Source organism: Sphingomonas caseinilytica, assembly GCF_023516455.1.
Lineage (GTDB): Bacteria > Pseudomonadota > Alphaproteobacteria > Sphingomonadales > Sphingomonadaceae > Sphingomicrobium > Sphingomicrobium caseinilyticum.
In genome coordinates this window covers 480,019-499,971 of the sequence record NZ_JAMGBA010000002.1, presented here as the reverse complement: position 1 = coordinate 499,971, position 19,953 = coordinate 480,019, and the positions used below count along the sequence as shown (strand labels likewise).

Genomic DNA, 19,953 nt, shown 5'->3' with positions numbered 1-19,953 from the left:
ATGGCTCGATCCGACGAAGATAGAGGTGCAGGCTTGGCGGAACGGCTCGCTACGACGCGCGAGCTTACGCTCGACCTCGCCGAACCGCTATCGGACGCGGATGCCACCGTCCAGCCGCATCCTGACGCCTCACCAGCCAAATGGCATCTAGCGCACACCACCTGGTTCTTCGAAACCTTTATCCTGCGCGATCATGTCCCCAGCTATCGGCTGTTCGACGAACGCTGGCCCTATCTTTTCAACAGCTACTACAATGGAGAAGGCGAGCGGCACGCCCGGCCCAAACGAGGCATGTTGAGCCGCCCCAGCCTCGATGAAGTCCGTTCCTGGCGACTCTCAGTCGACGCGGCACTTCAATCTGCCCTCCCGCAACTGCCGCCCGAGGTGCTTCAGCTGATCGAACTGGGCATCAATCATGAGCAGCAGCATCAGGAGCTATTCCTTACAGACATATTGGCGGCATTTGCCGAGAACCCGCTTGAGCCCGCCTATGGAGCTGCTGATCAGCCGGCCTGCTACGCGACCGAACCGCTAGGCTGGATCGACGGGCAAGTCGGCGAGGCCGAAATCGGTGCGGCGGGTAGTGGGTTCGCCTTTGACTGTGAGCGGCCGCGTCACAAGACGCTGCTGGCACCACACAAAATTGCCAATCGCTGCGTTACGAATGGCGAATGGCAACAGTTTATTGAAGACGGTGGCTACGGGACGCCAACGCTGTGGCTCAGCGACGGGTGGGACTGGATCAATCGCGAGGGGGTGGATCGGCCGCTCTACTGGCATGACGACGGCAGTTCCTTCACCCTCGCAGGACGGCGAGAGATTGACCGGGCAGCGCCTGTCTCGCATGTCAGCTATTATGAGGCCGATGCTTTCGCCCGTTGGGCCGGAGCGCGACTCCCGACGGATGCGGAATGGGAAACTGCATTCGCCTCAGCCGACGCTTTGGTAGGGAACCAGCTCGATCGAGCAGGTCCGGCACTACCCCGACCGGGTGGAGGGCCATTCGGAGACGTGTGGCAGTGGACCGGATCGGCCTTCCTTTCCTATCCCGGTTTCAAGCCGGAAACCGGCACCGTCGGCGAGTATAATGGCAAGTTCATGAGCGGGCAGATGGTCCTGAAAGGCGCCAGCTGCGCCACGCCGCGCGGCCACAGCAGGCCCGGATACCGCAATTTCTTTCCACCGGCGGCTCGCTGGCAATTCACGGGAGTGCGACTTGCTCGAGACGCTTGAACACGTCGACCCTGCGTTCCGCGCCGATGTGCTTAACGGGCTTGCGGAGCCGATCCCGGCGATCCCGGCCCGCTGGCTTTACGACCGGCGGGGATCCGAGCTGTTCGACGAGATCACTCGGCTACCCGCCTATTATCCAACGCGGACAGAAACCGGCATGTTGGAAGAGCGGATGCCGGAAATCGCGCGGCTCATCGCGCCGGCCTGCGCTGTCGTGGAATTCGGTGCGGGTAGTGCGACCAAAACACCCATCCTTCTCCGGGCGGTCCAGCCGAAAGCCTATGTCCCGGTCGACATCAGCGGCGATTACCTCCGTGAAAGCGCCGAAGTCGTCGACCGCGACTTTCCGGGCCTCGCGGTCCATCCAGTCGAGGCCGATTTCACACGGGATATGCAGCTGCCGAAGGAAATCGACGGCATGTCCCGGCTGGGTTTCTTTCCCGGTTCGACAATCGGCAATTTCGTGCCCCAGAGCGCAACCGACCTGCTCCGTCATTTCCGCACGACACTGGGCACCGGCGCGAAGCTGCTGATCGGCATGGACCGGGTGAAGGGCGTCGAAAGGCTGATCGCCGCCTATGACGATCCTGAGGGCGTCACGGCCGAATTCAACCTGAACCTGCTGCGCCGGATCAACCGGGAGTTGAACGCCGACATTCCGATTGAAGCCTTCCGCCACCAGGCGCGGTGGAACGACATGCTTGGCCGGATCGAAATGCATCTGGTGGCGATACGCGACGTAGAATTCGCAATCGAGGAAGCGCGCTTCGTCTTCCGTGCGGGCCAATCGATCCATACCGAGAACAGTCATAAATATGGCCCGCGTGGAGCCCGGCTGCTCCTTCTGGCCGGTGGATGGACTCCGCTCGCCGAATGGACCGACGATGACGAGGATTTCGCGCTGATCCTGGCCGAAGCGCAGCGGGAGCGCTTCGCTCCGTAGCTGCACAAAAGGCTGACATTGTGCACTGCGGCGTGCCCGGCTAAGCCTGCCGCCATGCTCTACGCTCTTTTCAGCATCATCGACATGATCCTGCAGGTCCTGGTGTGGGTGGTCATCGCGCAGGTGATCATCAGCTGGCTGGTGGCGTTCAACGTCATCAATACCCAGTCCAATTTCGTCCGCACCTTGCTCGATACGTTGGACCGGCTGACCGCGCCGCTTTATCGCCCAATTCGCAAGGTCTTGCCGGACTTTGGCGGCATCGACTTTTCGCCGATCGTCCTGATCCTGGCGATCCAGATCCTCAGGAAGCTCAATGAGGGACTCGCGCTGGAGACTAGCGCGACCTTGATGTGACCGCCCGGATCATCGACGGGAAGGCCGCCGCGGCCGCATTGCGTGCCGATGTAGCCAGCGAAGTCGCGAAGTTTCGCGTAGCGACCGGCCGCGTCCCGGGGCTGGCAGTCGTACTGGTTGGCGAGGACCCCGCCAGCGCGGTCTACGTTCGCAACAAGGGGAAGGCGACCCGCGAAGCCGGCATGCTCAGCTTCGAGCACAAGCTTCCCGCCGAAATTAGCGAGGGCAAGCTGGTTGACCTGATCGAAGAGCTCAACACCGATCCGGCGGTCGATGGCATCCTCGTACAGCTGCCGCTGCCAGGTCACATCGACCCAGACCAGGTCCTTCTTGCGATTGACCCCGACAAGGATGTCGATGGATTCCATCCTATCAATGTCGGTCGCCTGGCAACCGGTCTGAACGGTTTCGTACCCTGCACGCCGCTAGGTTGCCTCAAGCTTCTTCGGGCTGAGCTTGGTGATCTTTCCGGCAAGGAAGCAGTTGTGATCGGCCGATCCAACATCGTCGGAAAACCGATGGCGCAGCTGTTGCTCGGCGATAGCTGCACCGTGACGATCGCTCACAGCCGGACCCGCGACTTGCCGGAAGTCGTCCGGCGGGCCGACATCGTCGTCGCAGCCGTGGGCCGGCCTGAAATGGTCAAAGGCGACTGGCTGAAGCCGGGCGCCGCTGTCATCGACGTCGGGATCAACCGGATCGCCGGAGAAGGGGGCAACAGCCATTTGACCGGCGATGTCGACTTCACTTCGGCCAGTGCCGTTGCCGGTGCGATCACGCCGGTCCCGGGTGGTGTGGGTCCGATGACTATTGCCTGCCTCATCCGCAACACCCTGGTTTCGGCGGCACGTCGGGACAGCTTCGCGTTGGATCCAGCGCTGTGATCGAGCTGTTTACCACTGCATTCATCACCCTTGCCGTGATTATCGACCCACCCGGATGCGCGCCGATCTTTGCCTCGCTGACCGCCGGAACCGACGCGGCGCACCGCAGGAAGATGGCGATCCGGTCGGCGTTGGTGGCTTGGTGCATCCTCCTCTTCTTCGCCTTGTTCGGAGAGCCGCTGCTGCGGACGCTTGGTATCAGCCTCAGCGCCTTTCGCCTGGCAGGCGGCATCATGCTGTTCATGATCGCACTCGACATGGTGTTCGAGCGCCGCACCGAACGGCGTGAGGAGCGAGCCGAAGAGATCAAGGGTACGCCCGAGGCGGAGGATATTTCCGTCTTCCCGATGGCGATCCCGATGATCGCCGGGCCCGGCTCAATCGCATCGATCATGCTGCTTACGGCAAAGGCCGATGGCCTGGTTGAGGATCTGGTCGTGCTTTCCGCGCTGACCACGGTGCTGATCCTGACCCTCGTCGCGCTTTTGGCTGCCGGACCTCTGATGAAGCTGATCGGCGCCAAGCTGGAAGCGATGATCACGCGGATCCTCGGCGTCATCCTTGCCGCCTTGGCCGCGCAATTCGTGCTCGACGGGCTGGAGCGCAGCCTGCCGGGCCTCGCTGGTTAGCCGACCACTTTCCACATCCTGAAGGGCGAATCCTTCGGTAGCTCGACTGGCTGCAGCCAGCCGGGGACCTTGCCGTTCATCAGCTGCCCGTAGAAGCCGTTTCGAGCTTCGGACATGAAGATGGTCGCGGTCGACATGTCGGGACAGACCAGCAGATAATCGCTTTCATATTCGGAGATAATGCGGTGAGCCTGCGCCTCATCGCCCCGGAACGCCTTCATCACGTCGGCAATCGCCTGGTCGTTGCGATGGTAGGGACCGCCGATTGCGTCATGATGCGTGGCGACAATGAGCCGCGGCCCGAGGTCGATGAAAGAGAAGACAGTTCCCTTCGGCTGGGCGTTGATTGGCGCCAGTGCCGCCATGCTCGGGCAACGCTTGTTGGCGGTCGCTACACTGGCGCGCTGTGGATTGGGCTTTTCACCGGGCACCAGCTTGATGCCGATCGGGACGGCGGCGCCGAAGGCAAGAAGTACGACGGCGATCGCCGCGATATGCTTCCATAGCTTCGGCGACTGGAGCCAGGGTGCGGCGACAAGCACGATCAGCGCCGTCGCAGCCGGCAGCGCCATCATCTGGGCCGCTGGTGACGCACGCATCTGCCAGAAGAGCAGCACGAAACCCGCAATGCCGGGCAGCGCGACCGCCAGCGTCCGGTACAGCAGGTCGCGATCGTCTGGTCCTTGCTTCCAGGCACGCCAGCTCAGCAAGGCCCACCCAGCCAATGCCGTAACGGGAAGGGCAAGCGCAGTCGCTCCGATCTTCCACGAATGCCGGTAGAAGGGCCGGGCCTCGCGGACATGATCGAGCCAAAGCGCCGTTGCCTCGGGCGACACGCCTTCGAGCCGCTGGAGGCAATGCGGCCATGCCAGCGCATGGAATCCGGCGACGGCCGCCCCTCCTGCCATGGCGAGAGCGAGCCGCCCTTTCCAGCTTTCGATCCGCAGCGACGCGAGAGCGAGCATGACGGCCCCTCCAACCGCCGCGTCGCTCAGCCACACAGGCGATAGGGCGTCGCAGACCGCCAACCAGTTGGCATTAGAGGCGAAGATGAGAAATCCGGCGCCGGTCGTCGCGACAAGCGCCGAAGCATAGGCCGCGAGGCGTCGGCGCTGACCTTGGTCAGCCACCCAAAGCAGGACCGTCGCTCCGCCCAACAGGGCCAGATAAATCAGCATCTCGAGGCCGATCGAGAGCGAAAGGCCGGTTGCAATTCCGAGCACAGCGCCACCGCGCGCCCGCTTGGGGTCGGCCATGGCAGAGATGGCGAGTGCCAGGAATGCGAGCTGCCAGCCGTGATGATCGATCCTCAAGGGCGCGAACATGGCGATAGTGGAGTAAGCGCAAAGGAGGCCGATCACCGGAAGCGGCCATGCGCGGTCATGCACCAGCCGCTTCATCGTCAGCGCCAGCGAGAACAGCAGCAGGATTAGGGGAATCTGCGGTGCAAAGGCGACCGCGATCCGCTCCGCATCGGCACCGCCGACCAGCGGCTTCATCAGCAATATGATCGCAGCGAGCGGGAGGTCCACTAGTCGTGACCAGTGGATGTTGGCACCACCATGAGCGACATCGAAGCGGTGCTGAATCAGGTCATACCAACCTTGTCCGCCGAGCAATGCCCTGACCTGGGCAAGACGCAAATTATCGTCGGTGTCCGGGAGCGCGAACGCTTGGACAAGATTCCAGCGGTTGAAGATGATGAAGGCGACATAGAGCAGCCATGTCCCGACCAGCACCCATCGCCAGTGGCGGAAAAAGGGCGCGGCAAGCTTCGTATGCAAATTGGCCAGCCGGTCCTCGTTCATTCAGTCCCCCGAAAATCTCGCATTGTGTCCTAGCGGCGAAACACTAATGAGCAAGCCGATGATCCAGTCGGCCCTGCATTCGCTGGAACCCGAGCGCCGCACCGTGCTGCTGCAGTTGATCCGCTATGCCCTGGCCGGCTTCGCAATCACCTTGGCGGTGGCCGCGAGCTATTGGGCGATTACAGACTTTCTCCATGTCGATCCGATGGTCAGCTTTACCATCGTTTTCCTGGCCTTTTCTGTCATAAGTTACGTCACTCATGGCGAGTTCAGCTTCAAGGGGCATGGAACGCGCGATCAGCACCATATCCGGATGGGGCGTTTCCTCGCCGTCAATGTTCTCGGCTATGTCATCAACCAGGGCTTCATCTGGGTGCTTGTGAAGCAAATGGGCGGACCGACCTGGTGGCCCACCATCCCGATGATCTTCGTCACCCCGCTGATCACCTTCGCCCTCCATCGCCGGTACGTATATTCATGAGCGCCGTCGAACTGAGCTTGATCATCCCGGTAAAGGATGAGGAAGCAGCCATTGGGCCATGCCTCGATCGCCTGATACCGGTGCTCCAGGGCCTGGCCGACCCGGCCTCCAAGTCGTTCGAAATATTGTTCGTCGATGACGGCAGCGAGGACCGAACCCTCGAAATCATCCGCAAGGCAAATGCCGTCGACCCGCGCATCCGGGCGATTTCGCTTTCGCGCAATTTCGGCAAGGAAGCCGCACTGTCTGCCGGATTGGAGGTCGCCCGAGGGCTGGCCGTCGTCCCACTTGACGTCGACTTGCAGGATCCGCCCGAAGCGCTTCCAAAGATGCTCGACCAATGGCGATCCGGCTTTGACGTCGTTTACGGCGTTCGCGACAACCGGGAGACCGACAGCCTGCCCAAGCGGCTGACTGCGGACCTATACTATCGCGCCCATAATTGGTTGAGCGACGACAAGATACCGGAGCATGCCGGGGATTTCCGGCTGCTCGACCGCAAGGTGGTCGAAGTGATCCGGCAAATGCCGGAACGCAATCGCTTCATGAAGGGCCTGTTTGCCTGGGCAGGCTTCAGGCAGGCGGCGGTCCTGTATCACCGCGAGGAACGGAAGGTCGGCAAGACCAAGTTCAACTATTGGAAGCTTTGGACGCTTGCCATCGACGGGATCACGTCCGCCTCGACCCTGCCGCTTCGCGTATGGAGCTATCTCGGCGCACTGGTTGCCCTCGGAGCGCTTGCGTACGCTGTCTATATCATCATCGTTACCCTTACTTCGGGCATTGATGTTCCCGGTTACGCATCGCTGATGGTCGCCGTGCTGTTCCTCGGTGGCCTTCAGCTTCTGTCGCTAGGCGTGCTTGGAGAATATGTCGGCCGGATCCTGACCGAAGCCAAAGGACGGCCGCTCTACGTCATCCGCGAAACAATCGGCGGCGACTGATGGAGCGTAAGGTCTATGAGCAGATGGCCAAGCTCGACAGCCAGCATTGGTGGTTCACGGCGCGCCGCCGGATTCTCGACGGCTTGATCGAGCGGATTGTTCGCCCGCCGAACAATGCGCGAGTATTGGAGCTGGGCGCCGGGACTGGCCATAATCTGGCGATGCTGTCGCGCTTCGGCCAGGTGGAGGCAAGCGAGCTCGACCCCATCGCCCGGGAACTTGCCAGCGAGCGACTTGGCCGTCCCGTCGTCGAAGCTGCGCTTCCGGATCTCTCCATGTTCCCCCAGGGTGCCTATGATCTTGTCGCGCTATTGGACGTCCTCGAACATGTCCCGGACGACAAGAATTCGCTCCGCGCCATCTATCAGTTGCTGAAGCCCGGCGGCGCATTGCTCCTGACCGTGCCGATCAATCCGTGGATGTTCAGCGCGCACGACGTCGTTCATCACCATCACCGCCGCTATCGCAAGGGCGAGATCCGCCGGCTGGCGGAAGAGGCAGGCTATTCGATCGAGCTGCTGTCGCCGTTCAACAGCCTGTTGTTCCCGCCGATCGCGGCCGTTCGCTTCATGGGCAAGTTGACGGGCAAGGACGACAGCGACGACGCGATGCCATCGCCCTTCGTCAACAAGCTGCTCGACGGCGTCTTCGGCCTCGAGCGAGGAATTATCGGGCGGGTTCCGATGCCGTTCGGGGTGTCGCTAGTCGCTGTTCTTCGTCGATCTCGGTAATCGGGATCTTCTTCAGTAAGATGGAATCCTTGGTGGCCCAGATCGGCCGCCAGTCACTGACCCATTCGCGCGGGATCGGCCGCATATCCACCAGCCACAAATAGTCGAAAGCGCCGCGCGGGAGGTTCGCAAGCGCCGCGCGCACGGCCCAGCCTTCGTGCCGGCAGCCTGGATCGCGAACTATTTGCGACGGATCGCGCTGGTACCAACCGGCCTGCGGATAGCGAACCTTCATCAAGGTTGAGCCCGCCATCGGCCAATGATCGTTGGTATAGGCTTCCTTCCTGACCGTGGCGATCGCGCCGAGGTGGTCGGACCGGCGAAGCGACCATTGTTCGCACTTGTCCCAGACCAGAACCGCGAGCCGCGATCCGGTTTCGATATGATCGAGCGCCTCGAGCTGCTCCGCCTGCTTGCGTCCAGCGATCGCCATGCTCGTAGTCGTTCCGGTCAGCCGGATGAGCATGAAGCCGACCGCGGCGATCGCTAGCCATGTGGCCAGCGGGAAACGCGTCTCTGCCTTGAAGCGGATAGCCAACACGAGGATCGCGGCGGCGAACGGCACCAGGCGCATGTCGGCATAGGCCGAACCGAACACGATCCGTGGCAGCAGCACATAGGTCGCCGCCAACATCAGGCCCGAAAATGCAAGGTTGCGCGATAGGGTCAGGCGGGGATGGACCAACGCAAATAGCGGAACGGCCAGCACGATCGCTGCCGATGCCAGGTCGAACGTTTCCCAGCGGTCGCGGAACATCCTTTGGAGATATTCCCACTTATATTCCCAATCGAACCAGCGATTGGTGATGCCGCCGGTCGCTTCGCTTCGCCACAAAAGGATCAGCAGAATAGGCAAGGCCATGACCGATGCGTGGACGGCCGCCCTGATGATCGCCATCCACCAGCTGTGTCCGCGATCATGCTGCCGAACCGCCTCGGCCGAAAAGCACAACAGGCCCAGAGTGCCCCAGCCGAATGTATGGGCGAAGAAGACGATGAAACTGATCGGAACGAACAGGATCGCCCGAAGCTTCGATTTTCCGAGCCGCCCCAATCGGAGCCAAAGCCCAAAGGCGAGCAATGCCAGCGCCATCGACAGTGCGAAGTTGACGAAACCGAACATGAAGGGATGGCCGAACGCCAGCGGCAGGGCAAAGGCCACGGTCGGCGGCAGGCGGTTGTGGACTTCGCGGGCAACCCACAGCATCCCCGCAACCGTCATGGGCGGAATGGACATGACGACCAGCTTCGTCGCTAGCTCCACGCCGATCAGCTTGGCTAAGGGCACGACGAGCAGATCGACCCCAAGATTTCCGATCGGCAACCAGCGAAACGAGAACCATTGCTGGAGGATCGGGCTACTGGCGACATCGACCGCCACCTTGTAGCGGCCCATGTGGCCGCCAATGTCGACCAGCGGTGGTATCTGCGGGTAGAGCAAGGGTACGAAGGCCAGCAGGATCATCGCAGCGACGAATGGCCTGCCTTCCCACCATGGGCGAGGCGTTCCCTTCGGCAGCGCGGCAGCCGCAGGCTCCTGGGCCAGGAGGTGCGGCGCGTGAATCAACCTTGGTCGCGCCTTCCGAGCAGGCGGAGGCGCAGTGCGTTGAGCTTGATGAACCCTTCCGCGTCGCGCTGGTCATAGGCGCCCGCGTCGTCTTCGAAGGTCACCACCTTCTCGCTGTAGAGGCTGTGCGGCGACTTGCGCCCGGTGATGTGGACCCCACCCTTGTAGAGCTTCAGACGGACGGTGCCGTCGACCTTTGCCTGGCTATGGTCGATGGCCGCCTGGAGCATCTCGCGCTCCGGCGAGAACCAGAAACCGTTGTAGACCAGCTCCGCGTAGCGCGGCATCAGCTCGTCCTTCAGATGAGCAGCGCCGCGATCGAGGGTCAGCTGCTCGATCGCCCGATGCGCCGCATGATAGATGGTGCCACCGGGCGTTTCATACATGCCGCGGCTCTTCATCCCGACGAAGCGGTTCTCGACTAGGTCCAGCCGGCCGATTCCGTGGCGCTTGCCGAGCTCGTTTAGCTTGGTCAGCAGCATTGCGGGTGACAGCGCCTCGCCGTTGACCGCCACGCCGTCACCGCCCTTGAATTCGATCGTGACTTCCTCAGGCGCATCCGGCGCGGCCACCAAATCGTCGGTGCGCGAATAGACATAGTCGGGCACTTCGGCCCACGGGTCCTCGAGCACCTTGCCCTCGGACGAGGTGTGCAGAAGGTTGGCGTCGGTCGAGAAGGGGCTCTCGCCACGCTTGTCCTTGGGTACCGGGATCTGGTTCTTCTCGGCGAAGTCGATGAGCGCGGTCCGGCTGCCGAGATCCCATTCGCGCCACGGCGCGATCACCTTGATATCGGGTGCCAGCGCATAATAGCCGAGCTCGAAGCGGACCTGGTCATTGCCCTTGCCGGTGGCACCATGGCTCACCGCATCGGCGCCAACCTCGCGCGCAATCTCGATCTGGCGCTTGGCGATTAGCGGCCGAGCAATCGACGTCCCCAACAGGTACAGCCCCTCGTAAAGCGCATTGGCGCGCATCATCGGGAAGACATAGTCGGCAACGAATTCCTCGCGCAGGTCATCGATGAAGATATGTTCTGCCCGGACGCCCATCAGCTCGGCCTTGTGCCGTGCCGGACCAAGCTCTTCGCCCTGCCCCAGATCAGCCGTGAACGTCACCACCTCGCAGCCATAGGTCTGCTGAAGCCATTTCAGGATCACGCTCGTGTCGAGGCCGCCGGAAAAGGCAAGCACGACGCGGTTGATCTTATCGGCCATTTGGGCGCTTCCTTCGCAACTTAAGTGGAATGGCGCGCGCCTTGCCACCAACCACCCGACCGTTCAAGCGCCATACAGCAAGCCGGGCATAGCTTCGTTATATTCCGATTGAGGAGGGGCATGCCCATGAAGAAGTTTGTTATGGTTGCAACGGCCTTATTGGCCGGAACCGCATTCGCCCAGACGGCCCCGGTCGCACAGCCCGCTCCGGCGGTGACTCCGACCCCCACCACCCCAATGACTCAACCGATGCGCGATCGGGTCACGACCCGCGCCGAAGCCGTGCAGATGGCCCGCGAACATTTCGGCGAGATGGATTCCAACAAGGACGGAACCGTGACGACCGCGGAAATCGATGCTTCCCGCGCCAAGCGGTTCGAAGATTTCAAGGCCCGTGACGGTGGTCACGCAATGGCGATGGGCGATCCCAACGCCGCCTTCGACCGGCTCGATGCCAACAAGGACAGCTATATCAGCCGGGAGGAGTTCACCAAGGCGCGCGAGGAGCGTGTGGAGCGCCGCGAGATCAGGCGCGAGGAGCGCAAGAACAGCCCGAAGGACGGCAAGGAAGTTCGCCGTCACGTCATGAAGATGCATGGCCCTGGCGGCGGGATGCTGGCCATGGCCGACACCAACAAGGACGGGCAAGTGACCCAGGCCGAGGCCGAGGCCTTGGCGCTGCAGCATTTCGACCGGATGGACAGCAACAAGGACGGTCAGATCACGCCCGAGGAACGGCGTGCCGGCCGGCAGATCATCATCCAGCAAAGGCGCGAGGAAAAGAAGAGCGGCAGCTAATCCGGCCGACAAGTTTCGAGGGGTCCGGTGCAACACTTGCGCCGGGCCCTTTTTCGTGCAGGGTGCGCCCAAATCGCTGGCAAGTTGGAGTTTTTTGATGATGTCCCGTGCGTCCCGCGCCTTCCTGTTTCTCGCATCCGTGTCTCTTCCAGTATCGATCGCCAAGGCCGACGAAGGCATGTGGACCTTCGACGCATTCCCGGCCGCCAAGATGCAGGCCGACTACGGCTGGGCCCCGGACCAGGCCTGGCTGGACAAGGTGCGGACGGCAGCCGTCCGGCTGACCGGCGGCTGCTCGGCGAGCTTCGTTTCGGACGCCGGGCTGATTCTTACCAATCACCACTGCGTCGCGACCTGCGTCGAACAGAATTCGACGGCCGAGAACAATATCCTCAAGACCGGTTTCACCGCCCGGACCCGCGAGGAGGAAAAGATGTGCGCGGGTCAGCAGGCCGAAGTGGTGACCTCCATTCGGGACGTTACCCCGCAGGTGAAGGCCGCGATCGCCAATTCGACCGGAGAGGCGGCCGTGAAGGCCCGTACCGCAATCGTTGCCCAGCTCGAGAAGAGTGGCTGCCCCGACACCGCCAAGACGAGGTGCCAGGTCGTCTCGCTTTACGGCGGCGGTCAGTACAAGCTCTACAGCTACCGCAAATATTCGGACGTCCGGTTGGTCTGGGCGCCGGAGGCTCAGGCCGCCCAGTTCGGCGGCGATCCGGACAATTTCAATTTCCCGCGCTACTCGATGGATGCGAGTTTCCTGCGCGCCTATGAGGACGGAAGGCCGGTCGCCACGCCGCAGCACCTGGAATGGAGTGCGCGCGCGCCGGTCGATGGCGAAGCGACCTTTGTCGTCGGCAATCCGGGATCGACGCAGCGCATGTTCACCTCTGAACAGCTGGCGTTCCAGCGCGAACTGGTGCTGCCGATCACCCTTGCAGCCTTCTCCGAGCTTCGCGGACGCTTGATTTCCGCGATGGAGTCGAGCCCGGAGAAGGAGCGCGAGGCAGCCGAGACTCTCGGCGGCGTCGAAAACAGCCTTAAGGTCTACATCGGCCGGGTTAAGGCGCTGAACGATCCGGCGTTCACCGGCAAGCTGGCCGCCGCGGAAGCGGATCTTAAGGCCACGAGCGCCGGAAATGCGGCGATCGGCAACCCATGGGGCGATGTCGCGAAGGCGATGTCGACCTACCGCAACTTCTATATTGCCGACCGCTTCTCGCTGCCGTCAGGTGATCTGTTCGGATATGCGATGACCCTGGTCCGCGCAGCTGCCGAAAAGGGCAAGCCGAACGCCGATCGGTTCCCGGGCTATTCGGATTCCGCGCTTCCTCTGGTTGAGAAGCGCCTGCTCGACGAGCGTCCGATCTATCCGTGGCTCGACCAGCTGACCATGGAATGGTCGCTGTCGAAGTCGCGCGAATATCTGGGCGCCGACGATCCGCAGACCAGGATCCTGCTTGGCAAGGAATCGCCTGAGGGATTGGCCGCGCGCCTGGTCAACGGCACCACGCTGGCCGACCCCGCGGTCCGCAAGGCGCTGTGGGAAGGCGGCCAGGCGGCGGTGGACGCGTCGAAGGATCCCATGATCCTTTATGCAAAGTCGATCGACGCCAACGATCGCGCGATTCAGAAGCGGTTCGACGCCGAGGTCGATGCTCCGCTGACCGCGGCGCAGGCCAAGCTCGCCGACGCCCGGTTCGCGGCTTACGGCGACACTGCCTACCCCGATGCGACGTTCACACTGCGCGTGAGCTACGGCAAGGTCGCCGGCTGGATGGAGCGGGGCAAGATGGTCCCCACCACGACAGTGCTAGGCGGCACGTTCGACCGGGCTACGGGTGCAGTGCCGTTCGACCTTCCGCCGGCGTTCATCGCCAACCGTTCGAAGATCGACCCTAAAGCCACCTACGATTTCGTCACTACCAACGACATCATCGGCGGAAACAGCGGTTCGCCCGTCGTCGATCGTCAGGGCCGCGTCATCGGGGCCGCATTCGACGGCAATATCAACAGCCTTGGCGGCAATTACGGCTATGACGGATCGATCAACCGGACCGTCGTGGTTTCGACCGCCGCGGTGCAGGAGGCGCTGGAGAATATCTATCCGGCTCCGCACCTCGTAGCCGAGCTCAAGGGCAAATAAACCTCAGGCAGCCTTGGCAGGGGCGGTATCGGCTTTCCGGTACCGCTCCTCCGCCTCCATCATATAATCGCGCGTGATCGGCACGGCATTGCGGTCGCGGATATACTGGACCTGATAATTGCAGGCAGCGCCGCTTTCGAACATCACGATCCCGCCGGCGAGATAATATTCCCACATTCGGAAGAAGCGCTCGTCATACATGGCGACGATCTTGTCGCGTGCCTTTGTCGCCTGCTCCAGCCAATGACGAAGCGTATACGCATAGTGAAGCCGGAGCATTTCGACGTCGCTTGCGATCAGCCGCACCTTCTCGCTCGCCGCCGACATCTGGCTAAGCGACGGAAGGTGATAGCCCGGGAAGATCCACTTGTCCGTGAACGGATCCGGCGCGCCTGCTCCACCCAGCTTTCCGATCGTATGGAGCAGCATGACGCCGTCGTCGGCCAATAGCTCGCGGCACTGGGCGTAGAATTCCTCATAGTGGGCCGAGCCGACATGCTCGAACATGCCGATCGAAACGATCCGGTCGAACTGGCCATCGAGCGACCGGTAATCGATCAGCTCAAACTTCACACGATCGGCAACGCCGGCCTCCTCCGCGCGGCGGCGAGCGACCTTTAATTGCTCCTCGGATAGTGTGATGCCCAGCACATCCACGTCGGCCACCCGGTTAAGATAGAGCGCGGTGCCGCCCCAGCCCGAGCCGATGTCGAGTACCTTCATCCCGGGCCTCAGATAGAGTTTGGCGGCAATATGCGCCTTCTTGTCCGACTGCGCCTGCTCCAGGCTGTTGCCCGGGTCCATGAAGTAGGCGCAACTGTACTGGCGGTCCCCGTCGAGGAAGAGTTCGTAGAGCTCGTCCCGTAGGTCGTAGTGATGGGCGACATTGCGCTTGGATTTGCTCGCGTCATTCCGCCGAAAGAGCTTCTTTAGCCCCTTGATCTTGCCCTTGCGCATCAGGGCCCGCCCCTGGCCGCCGTCTTCCCAGCGGTTGGCGCCCGTGATCATCTCCATCAGGTCGAGGATCGTCCCGTCCTCGATGGTTAGGCGGCCGTCCATATAGGTCTGGCCGAAATTGAGCCGCGGATTGCGGACCAGGTCGAACGCGACCCTCTTGTCCGTGAAGCGAACCGTCAGCTCCTTGCCGCCGCCAGGTCCGTAGGTTTCGCGGGTGCCATCGGGCTGGACCAAGGTGATCCGCCCGCGCGTCAACAAGGTTCCGATCAAACGGGAGATAATCGACATGTACCACCCTCCAAGTGGAGGCAGGTTGGCGATTCAGGCGGCCGTGTTCAAGTCCGCTGCCGCGTCCCGATCGCGCTCCGCGCGCGAACGCTTCTCCGCAGCGGTCTTCAGCTGGCCGCAGGCGGCATCGATGTCGCGGCCTCGCGGTGTCCGGACGGGCGCTGAAATGCCGGCTTCGAAGACGATGTTGCTGAACGACCGGATCCGTTCCTGGGTGGAACATTCATAAGGGGCGCCGGGCCAGGGGTTGAACGGGATCAGATTGACCTTGGCCGGCAGCTTATAGGCCTTGAGCAGGCGCACCAGCTCGCGCGCGTCGGCGTCGCTGTCGTTCTTGTCCTTCAGCATCACATATTCGAACGTGATGCGTCGGGCGTTGTTCGCGCCCGGATATGCAGCACAGGCCGACAGCAATTCTTCGATGCCGTACTTCTTGTTCAGCGGTACGATTTCGTCGCGGACTTCCTTGGTCACCGCGTGCAACGACACGGCGAGATTGACGCCGATCTCATCGCCGCAGCGGTCCATCATGGGCACGACGCCCGAGGTCGACAGCGTGATGCGGCGCTTCGACAGGCCGAGGCCGTCACCGTCCATGACGATCTTCAGCGCCTGCTTCACATTGTCGAAGTTATAGAGCGGTTCGCCCATGCCCATCATGACGATGTTGGTCAGCATGCGGCCGTCCGGCGAACTTGGCCATTCGCCCAGCGCGTCACGCGCCAGCATGACCTGGCCGACCACTTCCGACGGATCGAGGTTGCGGACCAGCGTCATCGTTCCGGTGTGACAGAAACGGCAGTTGAGGGTGCAGCCCACCTGGCTCGACACGCACAGCGTTCCGCGATCGGCATCGGGGATGAACACCATCTCGAAGTCATGACCATCATGCGTGCGAAGCAGCCATTTGCGCGTGCCGTCAGTCGAGATCTGAGCTTCAACCACTTCCGGCCGGGTGATGGCGAAGCGCTCCGCAAGCCACGGCTGCTGTGCCTTGGCGATATCGGTCATCGCGGAGAAGTCGCTGACCCCGCGATTGTAGATCCAGTGCCAGACCTGCTTGGCGCGCAGCTTTGCCTGCCTTGGCTCAAGCCCGGCCTCTTCCATGGCGGCGCGGATCGCTTCCTTGGGCAGGCCGACCAGTTCGACCTTGCCGTCGGCACGCGGGGTAGCCGCGCGCGGAACGGGCACGGGATCGACGGGGCCGGGAATCGGCATCAGGGAGGTATCGGCACTCATGGCAGGCGGGCCATGTAGGTGAAATCTCAGTGATTTGCCAGTCCCGCAGCGCAGGCAGCTGCTGCATCGATGGCGAGCGGAGCGCCATCCAGCGCATAGCGATCGACAATCCGGCCGCCGCCGGGGCTGCGGGCCTCCACCCTCATCCCGCCGCTATTGCGCATTGCGGCTATGATCGCCTGCTCCTGTTTGGGCCCGCGGCTCCATGCCATGTCGTTTTGCGTCATCAGCATGAAAGGTTGGTCGCCAATATGCAGCATCACCGTGGCGCCGGGCCGAGGCACGCGGCTGAGTCTGGCGGAGAACTGGCCGTGCCGGGGACCTCCGGCGTCAAACGAGATGCTGGCGCGGGCCGCTGGTCGATCTTTGTAACTGGCACCGACGGTTTTCGAGGCGGCCTCGCAAGTTCCGCCCTGTTGCAAGGCTGCCCATTGCCCATCGGCGGCAACGAGGGCCGGCGCGAACAGTAGTGACATCAGAACGATCATCGCGACGCGAAACCAATAAGTACGACGCCCGCACCGATTGCCACCCCATAGGGAATCCCCTCACCGTGGCGCAGTGACGCGATGAGCTTCCGAAGGGAGGACGGCCAGGGCAGCACACGCAGCAACATGACAAGCAAAGTCTCTAGCCCACCGATGATGGCCACAGCCACAAGCATTTTCCAGCCCTGGTCCAGATCGAACCACAAGGAGCATGCGGCCAGCAGCTTCACATCGCCGCCGCCCATCCAGCCGCGAACGAACAATAATGTGCCAAGTCCAAGAACCAGTGCGAACAGCAGCAGGTTCTGCCACAGGTCGACGGCAGGGCCGCTCATCGCCAGGGCTAGAAAGGCGGCGGCCGCGACTGCACCGCACACCCAATCATTGATTTCCAGGCGCCAAATATCCTCAAGCGCGGCCAATGCCAGGAAGAGAAGGAGGAGCGCCGCCAGCCAGTCGGGGGCGGACGCCAGCAACGTCATTTTGGAGTGGCCAGTGCGGCAAGATTGTCGGCGGCGCGAGCATACCACCGGCTGCGTACTTCCAGCGCTTGCGCGAAGGCCGCCTCCGCGCGTTTGGTTTCGCCGGCGGCAGCGGCGACAACGCCGGCATCGTTGAGACGCGCCGAGAAGGATTCATCGCTTTCGCCCACCATCCGCTGGGGCAGGTCGGCGGCAATAGCTGCTCGTGCGAGTTCGAGATTGTTCGCGAGCCGCGGAAGCTTCGGATCGATGGTGGCCGCACGTTCGAATGCCGCTGCGGCATCCTGCCAGCGCCCGCGAAGCATGAATGACCAGCCCTGATTGTTGGAGATTTCGGCCCTTGACGGGTCCAGCGCGAACGCCCTGGCGTAGGCTGCATCGGCTTCGTCCCACCGACCCTGCCGATCCGCCGCAACTCCACGGCCGTTCCATGCCCGCCAGCTTGCATCCGGCTGTCGGGTCGCCCGATCCAGCAGAGAGGTTGCTTCCGCCAACTGCGCGACCCTCAACGACGAAATCCCCGCGCGCTCGAGCAACAGCGCTTCGTCAGGATGGTTGGCCAGAAGCTGCCGGTAAATGCCGAGAGCCTGCTGATACTCGCCCCGCGCCATGGCCAGGTCGGCAAGCAGGCGGTCTACCGGTTCACCCTTGGCGCCGGCGGCGATCGCGGTGCCAAGCATCGACTTTGCCTGGTCGAGGCGCCCAGCGCCGATTGCGCGTCCAACCTCTGTCAGCGAAATCTGAGACGGATGGTCAGCCGGCGCCGCCGGTGCCACGGTGACCGGGTCCGCCAGCAACAATGCCAGCGACAGGGAAAGGATCATGCCCGGTTGCGAAGCGCAGTATCACGCGCCGCATCGCGACCCAGCAGGATCGTAACTCCCGACTTCGCCCCCTCCTTGCGTTCCAGCGCGAAGCCGAATTGGGCCGCCAGGCGTTCGGCTCGAGCCGAGTCTTCCATTGAGTATAGAATGACGCTTTGGCCTCGGACGGACGGTGCGTCGCCGATGCGTGCGCCCGCAAAGCCGCGCTGCGACAAGAAGGCCCGCGTCCTTGCGGCCAATCCCTGGACCCGGGCTGCATTGAGCAGGGTAACTGCCGGCTGCAGCTTCTTTTCAAACCGAATGGTTGTCGCAGTCGCGGTGCGGGTCACCGTCTTCGATTCCCACTTGAGCTCTGGCTTGGTCACCAATGCCACTTCCCGCAGGGAAAGCCGCTCAAGCCGCATCCCGCTTCCGATCGGGCGCTCAACCGCCACCGGCACGGAGCGCGGCGGTGCGAGGGCTACCGTCACACTCTGGGCCGGTGGCGGCGGCAGCACGGGAACCGAGCCAGGTACTTCACGCGACGTCTCGGGGGCGACGACGCGCTCCGCCAGCTCCGCTTTTACCCGTGCGGCTTCGTCACGCTGTCCCTGGACATCCAGGGACTGGGCGAAATGCGAATAGACTTCAGTATTTGCAGGATCGACGGCAAGCGCCATTTCATAATGTCGGCGCGAAATGTCGGGACGGCCCATTCGGTCGTAGCAGCTGGCCATGCCGATCATCGCCTCGACATTGTTCGGCTCTTCCCTCAGCGCCTTCCGATAGGCCTCGATCGCGAGTGCAACATTGCCGAGTGCCAGCTGTGCATTTCCTTCGGCAACCCGGACGTTGGAAGGTTGGCGACCTTCAGCCAAATTCGACTTGATCGGTCGAACAGCAAGATCGCCCGTGGTGCAGGCCGCCACGCTGATCGCGGCAACAATGCAGGTGAATTGCGATGCGCCTTTCATGTTCAGTCTCCCCCTAAGGCCGGAACCAGAACGCGAATTGTTCGAATGACTGCTGGAAGCATCAGAACGCCGATCATTACGGGCAGCATGCATGTCACCAGCGGAATGGATAGCAAAACTGGCAATCTGTGCGCCTTTTCCTCCGCCCGCATCCGACGGCGCTCACGCATTTCGGCGGCGTAAATCCGCAAAGTTTGCGCAACCGAGGACCCTAGCTTGTGGCTTTGAATAAGGAGCGTCGAGAAGGCGCGGATTTCATCTGCGCCCGCGCGATCGGCCATGCGTCGAAGAGCGTCCTCTTGGCTGCGACCGGCTCGAAGTTCGAGCACGACGGCCCCGAGCTGTTCCGCGAGCAACGGGTGGGATCGCGTCATTTCCATGCCGACGCGGCTGAATGCGGCCTCAAGGCCAAGACCTGCTTCGACGCAAACCAACATAAGGTCGAGTGCATCCGGAAAGCCGTTGATGATCTCGCGCTGGCGCCGGTCGGCCTTTATCCTGATCCAAAGGTTCGGGATATAGAGGCCGAGTGCCGCAGCGATCAGCCCGATCAGATACAGCTTCATGAGTGATGGCGAGTTTCCGCCGGCCCAGAGCAAAGCGAATGCCCCGAGCGGCAGGCCAATCACCATCGCGAGCCGGACCAAGGTATAGATACGCGGCGCATATTCCTGGGTATAGCCAGCAGCGACAAGCCGACTGCGGATCGTCGCATCCTTGGTATCGACCAGTGGAATGCCAGCGTTCTCAATGGCCGTGACGAGCGACACCCATGCACCGCGCGCGTCATGTACCCGAAGCCCAGCCCCCGGCTGGGTGAAGTCCGGTTGCGTCGGCGTCCTGCTAGTGACCAGGCGCTGATGCATTTCGTGCCGCTCTTCCAGCAGCGACACCAGGCCATAAACCACAGCGACAACGGCAAGGAACAATAGCGCCAATAGGGCCATGCGGACGATGTCGTTGGCAAGAAGTTCCATCATCGCT

Annotated in this window: 20 protein-coding genes; 10 read left to right on the top strand and 10 right to left on the bottom strand. The window is 62.5% G+C overall.

The features are described 5' to 3' along the window. From egtB to LZ496_RS09070, 5 genes are read left to right on the top strand one after another with little or no spacing between them, the layout of a single operon-like run. Nucleotides 1-1,233, top strand: coding sequence for an ergothioneine biosynthesis protein EgtB (gene egtB / locus LZ496_RS09090; protein ID WP_249904318.1), 1,233 nt, complete (start codon nucleotides 1-3; stop codon nucleotides 1,231-1,233). Then, complete coding sequence (gene egtD / locus LZ496_RS09085; protein ID WP_249904317.1) at nucleotides 1,217-2,176, top strand: L-histidine N(alpha)-methyltransferase; 960 nt, start codon at nucleotides 1,217-1,219, stop codon at nucleotides 2,174-2,176. Before egtB ends, egtD begins: the two co-directional genes overlap by 17 nt. Nucleotides 2,177-2,230: 54 nt before the next feature. Continuing rightward, on the top strand, nucleotides 2,231-2,533 hold the full coding sequence (locus LZ496_RS09080; protein ID WP_249904316.1) for a YggT family protein: 303 nt from the start codon (nucleotides 2,231-2,233) through the stop codon (nucleotides 2,531-2,533). Next, the gene (folD, locus tag LZ496_RS09075) at nucleotides 2,530-3,417 is read left to right on the top strand and encodes a bifunctional methylenetetrahydrofolate dehydrogenase/methenyltetrahydrofolate cyclohydrolase FolD (RefSeq protein ID WP_249904315.1); all 888 of its coding nucleotides are present in this window, start codon (nucleotides 2,530-2,532) and stop codon (nucleotides 3,415-3,417) included. Before LZ496_RS09080 ends, folD begins: the two co-directional genes overlap by 4 nt. After that, the gene (locus LZ496_RS09070; RefSeq protein WP_249904314.1) at nucleotides 3,414-4,046 is read left to right on the top strand and encodes a MarC family protein; all 633 of its coding nucleotides are present in this window, start codon (nucleotides 3,414-3,416) and stop codon (nucleotides 4,044-4,046) included. The genes folD and LZ496_RS09070 overlap by 4 nt, the downstream gene beginning before the upstream one ends. Here the strand turns inward: LZ496_RS09070 and LZ496_RS09065 are convergent. After that, nucleotides 4,043-5,854, bottom strand: coding sequence for an AcrB/AcrD/AcrF family protein (locus tag LZ496_RS09065; protein ID WP_249904313.1), 1,812 nt, complete (start codon nucleotides 5,852-5,854; stop codon nucleotides 4,043-4,045). The genes LZ496_RS09070 and LZ496_RS09065 overlap by 4 nt on opposite strands. A 46-nt stretch (nucleotides 5,855-5,900) precedes the next feature. Between LZ496_RS09065 and LZ496_RS09060 the strand changes: the two genes are divergently transcribed. From LZ496_RS09060 to LZ496_RS09050, 3 genes are read left to right on the top strand one after another with little or no spacing between them, the layout of a single operon-like run. Continuing rightward, the gene (locus tag LZ496_RS09060) at nucleotides 5,901-6,335 is read left to right on the top strand and encodes a GtrA family protein (protein WP_249904312.1); all 435 of its coding nucleotides are present in this window, start codon (nucleotides 5,901-5,903) and stop codon (nucleotides 6,333-6,335) included. Beyond that, nucleotides 6,332-7,279 (top strand): glycosyltransferase family 2 protein, encoded by a 948-nt coding sequence (locus LZ496_RS09055; RefSeq protein WP_249904311.1) that lies wholly within the window; start codon nucleotides 6,332-6,334, stop codon nucleotides 7,277-7,279. The genes LZ496_RS09060 and LZ496_RS09055 overlap by 4 nt, the downstream gene beginning before the upstream one ends. Then, the gene (locus tag LZ496_RS09050; protein ID WP_249904310.1) at nucleotides 7,279-8,010 is read left to right on the top strand and encodes a class I SAM-dependent methyltransferase; all 732 of its coding nucleotides are present in this window, start codon (nucleotides 7,279-7,281) and stop codon (nucleotides 8,008-8,010) included. The genes LZ496_RS09055 and LZ496_RS09050 overlap by 1 nt, the downstream gene beginning before the upstream one ends. Here the strand turns inward: LZ496_RS09050 and LZ496_RS09045 are convergent. Both LZ496_RS09045 and LZ496_RS09040 read right to left on the bottom strand, forming a co-directional pair. Further along, nucleotides 7,946-9,577, bottom strand: a complete 1,632-nt coding sequence (locus tag LZ496_RS09045) for a hypothetical protein (RefSeq protein WP_249904309.1) — start codon at nucleotides 9,575-9,577, stop codon at nucleotides 7,946-7,948. The genes LZ496_RS09050 and LZ496_RS09045 overlap by 65 nt on opposite strands. Beyond that, the gene (locus tag LZ496_RS09040) at nucleotides 9,574-10,794 is read right to left on the bottom strand and encodes an argininosuccinate synthase (RefSeq protein WP_249904308.1); all 1,221 of its coding nucleotides are present in this window, start codon (nucleotides 10,792-10,794) and stop codon (nucleotides 9,574-9,576) included. Before LZ496_RS09040 ends, LZ496_RS09045 begins: the two co-directional genes overlap by 4 nt. A gap of 126 nt (nucleotides 10,795-10,920) precedes the next feature. Here LZ496_RS09040 and LZ496_RS09035 point away from each other — a divergent pair, with 126 nt between their 5' ends. Next, nucleotides 10,921-11,592 carry an EF-hand domain-containing protein gene (locus LZ496_RS09035; RefSeq protein ID WP_249904307.1) on the top strand — a complete coding sequence of 224 codons (672 nt, stop codon included), beginning with the start codon at nucleotides 10,921-10,923 and terminating at the stop codon, nucleotides 11,590-11,592. 100 nt (nucleotides 11,593-11,692) lie between these two features. Then, a complete protein-coding gene (locus LZ496_RS09030; protein WP_249904306.1) occupies nucleotides 11,693-13,738 on the top strand; it encodes a S46 family peptidase in 2,046 nt (681 codons plus the stop codon). A gap of 3 nt (nucleotides 13,739-13,741) precedes the next feature. On the opposite strand, the gene LZ496_RS09025 is transcribed toward LZ496_RS09030, so the two are convergent. The 7 genes from LZ496_RS09025 to LZ496_RS08995 are packed head-to-tail and all read right to left on the bottom strand — an operon-like array spanning nucleotide 13,742 to nucleotide 19,949. After that, entirely contained in the window at nucleotides 13,742-14,983 is a 1,242-nt protein-coding gene (locus tag LZ496_RS09025; protein WP_249904305.1) for an SAM-dependent methyltransferase, read from the bottom strand. 33 nt (nucleotides 14,984-15,016) lie between these two features. Continuing rightward, nucleotides 15,017-16,222 carry a dual-specificity RNA methyltransferase RlmN gene (rlmN, locus tag LZ496_RS09020; RefSeq protein WP_249904304.1) on the bottom strand — a complete coding sequence of 402 codons (1,206 nt, stop codon included), beginning with the start codon at nucleotides 16,220-16,222 and terminating at the stop codon, nucleotides 15,017-15,019. Between the two features lie 26 nt (nucleotides 16,223-16,248). Then, nucleotides 16,249-16,698 carry a hypothetical protein gene (locus tag LZ496_RS09015; protein ID WP_249904303.1) on the bottom strand — a complete coding sequence of 150 codons (450 nt, stop codon included), beginning with the start codon at nucleotides 16,696-16,698 and terminating at the stop codon, nucleotides 16,249-16,251. An 8-nt stretch (nucleotides 16,699-16,706) separates the two neighbouring features. Beyond that, nucleotides 16,707-17,192: an A24 family peptidase gene (locus LZ496_RS09010; RefSeq protein WP_249904302.1), complete on the bottom strand. Its 486-nt coding sequence runs from the start codon at nucleotides 17,190-17,192 to the stop codon at nucleotides 16,707-16,709. After that, a complete protein-coding gene (locus LZ496_RS09005; protein ID WP_249904301.1) occupies nucleotides 17,189-18,016 on the bottom strand; it encodes a tetratricopeptide repeat protein in 828 nt (275 codons plus the stop codon). The genes LZ496_RS09010 and LZ496_RS09005 overlap by 4 nt, the downstream gene beginning before the upstream one ends. Beyond that, a complete protein-coding gene (locus tag LZ496_RS09000; RefSeq protein ID WP_249904300.1) occupies nucleotides 18,013-18,969 on the bottom strand; it encodes a LytR C-terminal domain-containing protein in 957 nt (318 codons plus the stop codon). The genes LZ496_RS09005 and LZ496_RS09000 overlap by 4 nt, the downstream gene beginning before the upstream one ends. Nucleotides 18,970-18,971: 2 nt before the next feature. Beyond that, the gene (locus LZ496_RS08995; RefSeq protein ID WP_249904299.1) at nucleotides 18,972-19,949 is read right to left on the bottom strand and encodes a type II secretion system F family protein; all 978 of its coding nucleotides are present in this window, start codon (nucleotides 19,947-19,949) and stop codon (nucleotides 18,972-18,974) included. Between the last annotated feature and the right edge of the window lie 4 nt (nucleotides 19,950-19,953).

Bases quoted from the DNA above. Each gene is read 5' to 3' on its own strand.
- egtB (WP_249904318.1), top strand. From the start codon at position 1: ATGGCTCGATCCGACGAAGATAGAGGTGCAGGCTTGGCGGAACGGCTC.
- LZ496_RS09080 (WP_249904316.1), top strand. From the start codon at position 2,231: ATGCTCTACGCTCTTTTCAGCATCATCGACATGATCCTGCAGGTCCTG.
- LZ496_RS09065 (WP_249904313.1), bottom strand. From the start codon at position 5,854: ATGAACGAGGACCGGCTGGCCAATTTGCATACGAAGCTTGCCGCGCCC.
- LZ496_RS09060 (WP_249904312.1), top strand. From the start codon at position 5,901: ATGAGCAAGCCGATGATCCAGTCGGCCCTGCATTCGCTGGAACCCGAG.
- LZ496_RS09055 (WP_249904311.1), top strand. From the start codon at position 6,332: ATGAGCGCCGTCGAACTGAGCTTGATCATCCCGGTAAAGGATGAGGAA.
- LZ496_RS09050 (WP_249904310.1), top strand. From the start codon at position 7,279: ATGGAGCGTAAGGTCTATGAGCAGATGGCCAAGCTCGACAGCCAGCAT.
- LZ496_RS09040 (WP_249904308.1), bottom strand. From the start codon at position 10,794: ATGGCCGATAAGATCAACCGCGTCGTGCTTGCCTTTTCCGGCGGCCTC.
- LZ496_RS09035 (WP_249904307.1), top strand. From the start codon at position 10,921: ATGAAGAAGTTTGTTATGGTTGCAACGGCCTTATTGGCCGGAACCGCA.
- LZ496_RS09030 (WP_249904306.1), top strand. From the start codon at position 11,693: ATGTCCCGTGCGTCCCGCGCCTTCCTGTTTCTCGCATCCGTGTCTCTT.
- LZ496_RS09025 (WP_249904305.1), bottom strand. From the start codon at position 14,983: ATGTCGATTATCTCCCGTTTGATCGGAACCTTGTTGACGCGCGGGCGG.
- rlmN (WP_249904304.1), bottom strand. From the start codon at position 16,222: ATGAGTGCCGATACCTCCCTGATGCCGATTCCCGGCCCCGTCGATCCC.
- LZ496_RS09015 (WP_249904303.1), bottom strand. From the start codon at position 16,698: ATGTCACTACTGTTCGCGCCGGCCCTCGTTGCCGCCGATGGGCAATGG.
- LZ496_RS09010 (WP_249904302.1), bottom strand. From the start codon at position 17,192: ATGACGTTGCTGGCGTCCGCCCCCGACTGGCTGGCGGCGCTCCTCCTT.
- LZ496_RS09005 (WP_249904301.1), bottom strand. From the start codon at position 18,016: ATGATCCTTTCCCTGTCGCTGGCATTGTTGCTGGCGGACCCGGTCACC.
- LZ496_RS09000 (WP_249904300.1), bottom strand. From the start codon at position 18,969: ATGAAAGGCGCATCGCAATTCACCTGCATTGTTGCCGCGATCAGCGTG.
- LZ496_RS08995 (WP_249904299.1), bottom strand. From the start codon at position 19,949: ATGATGGAACTTCTTGCCAACGACATCGTCCGCATGGCCCTATTGGCG.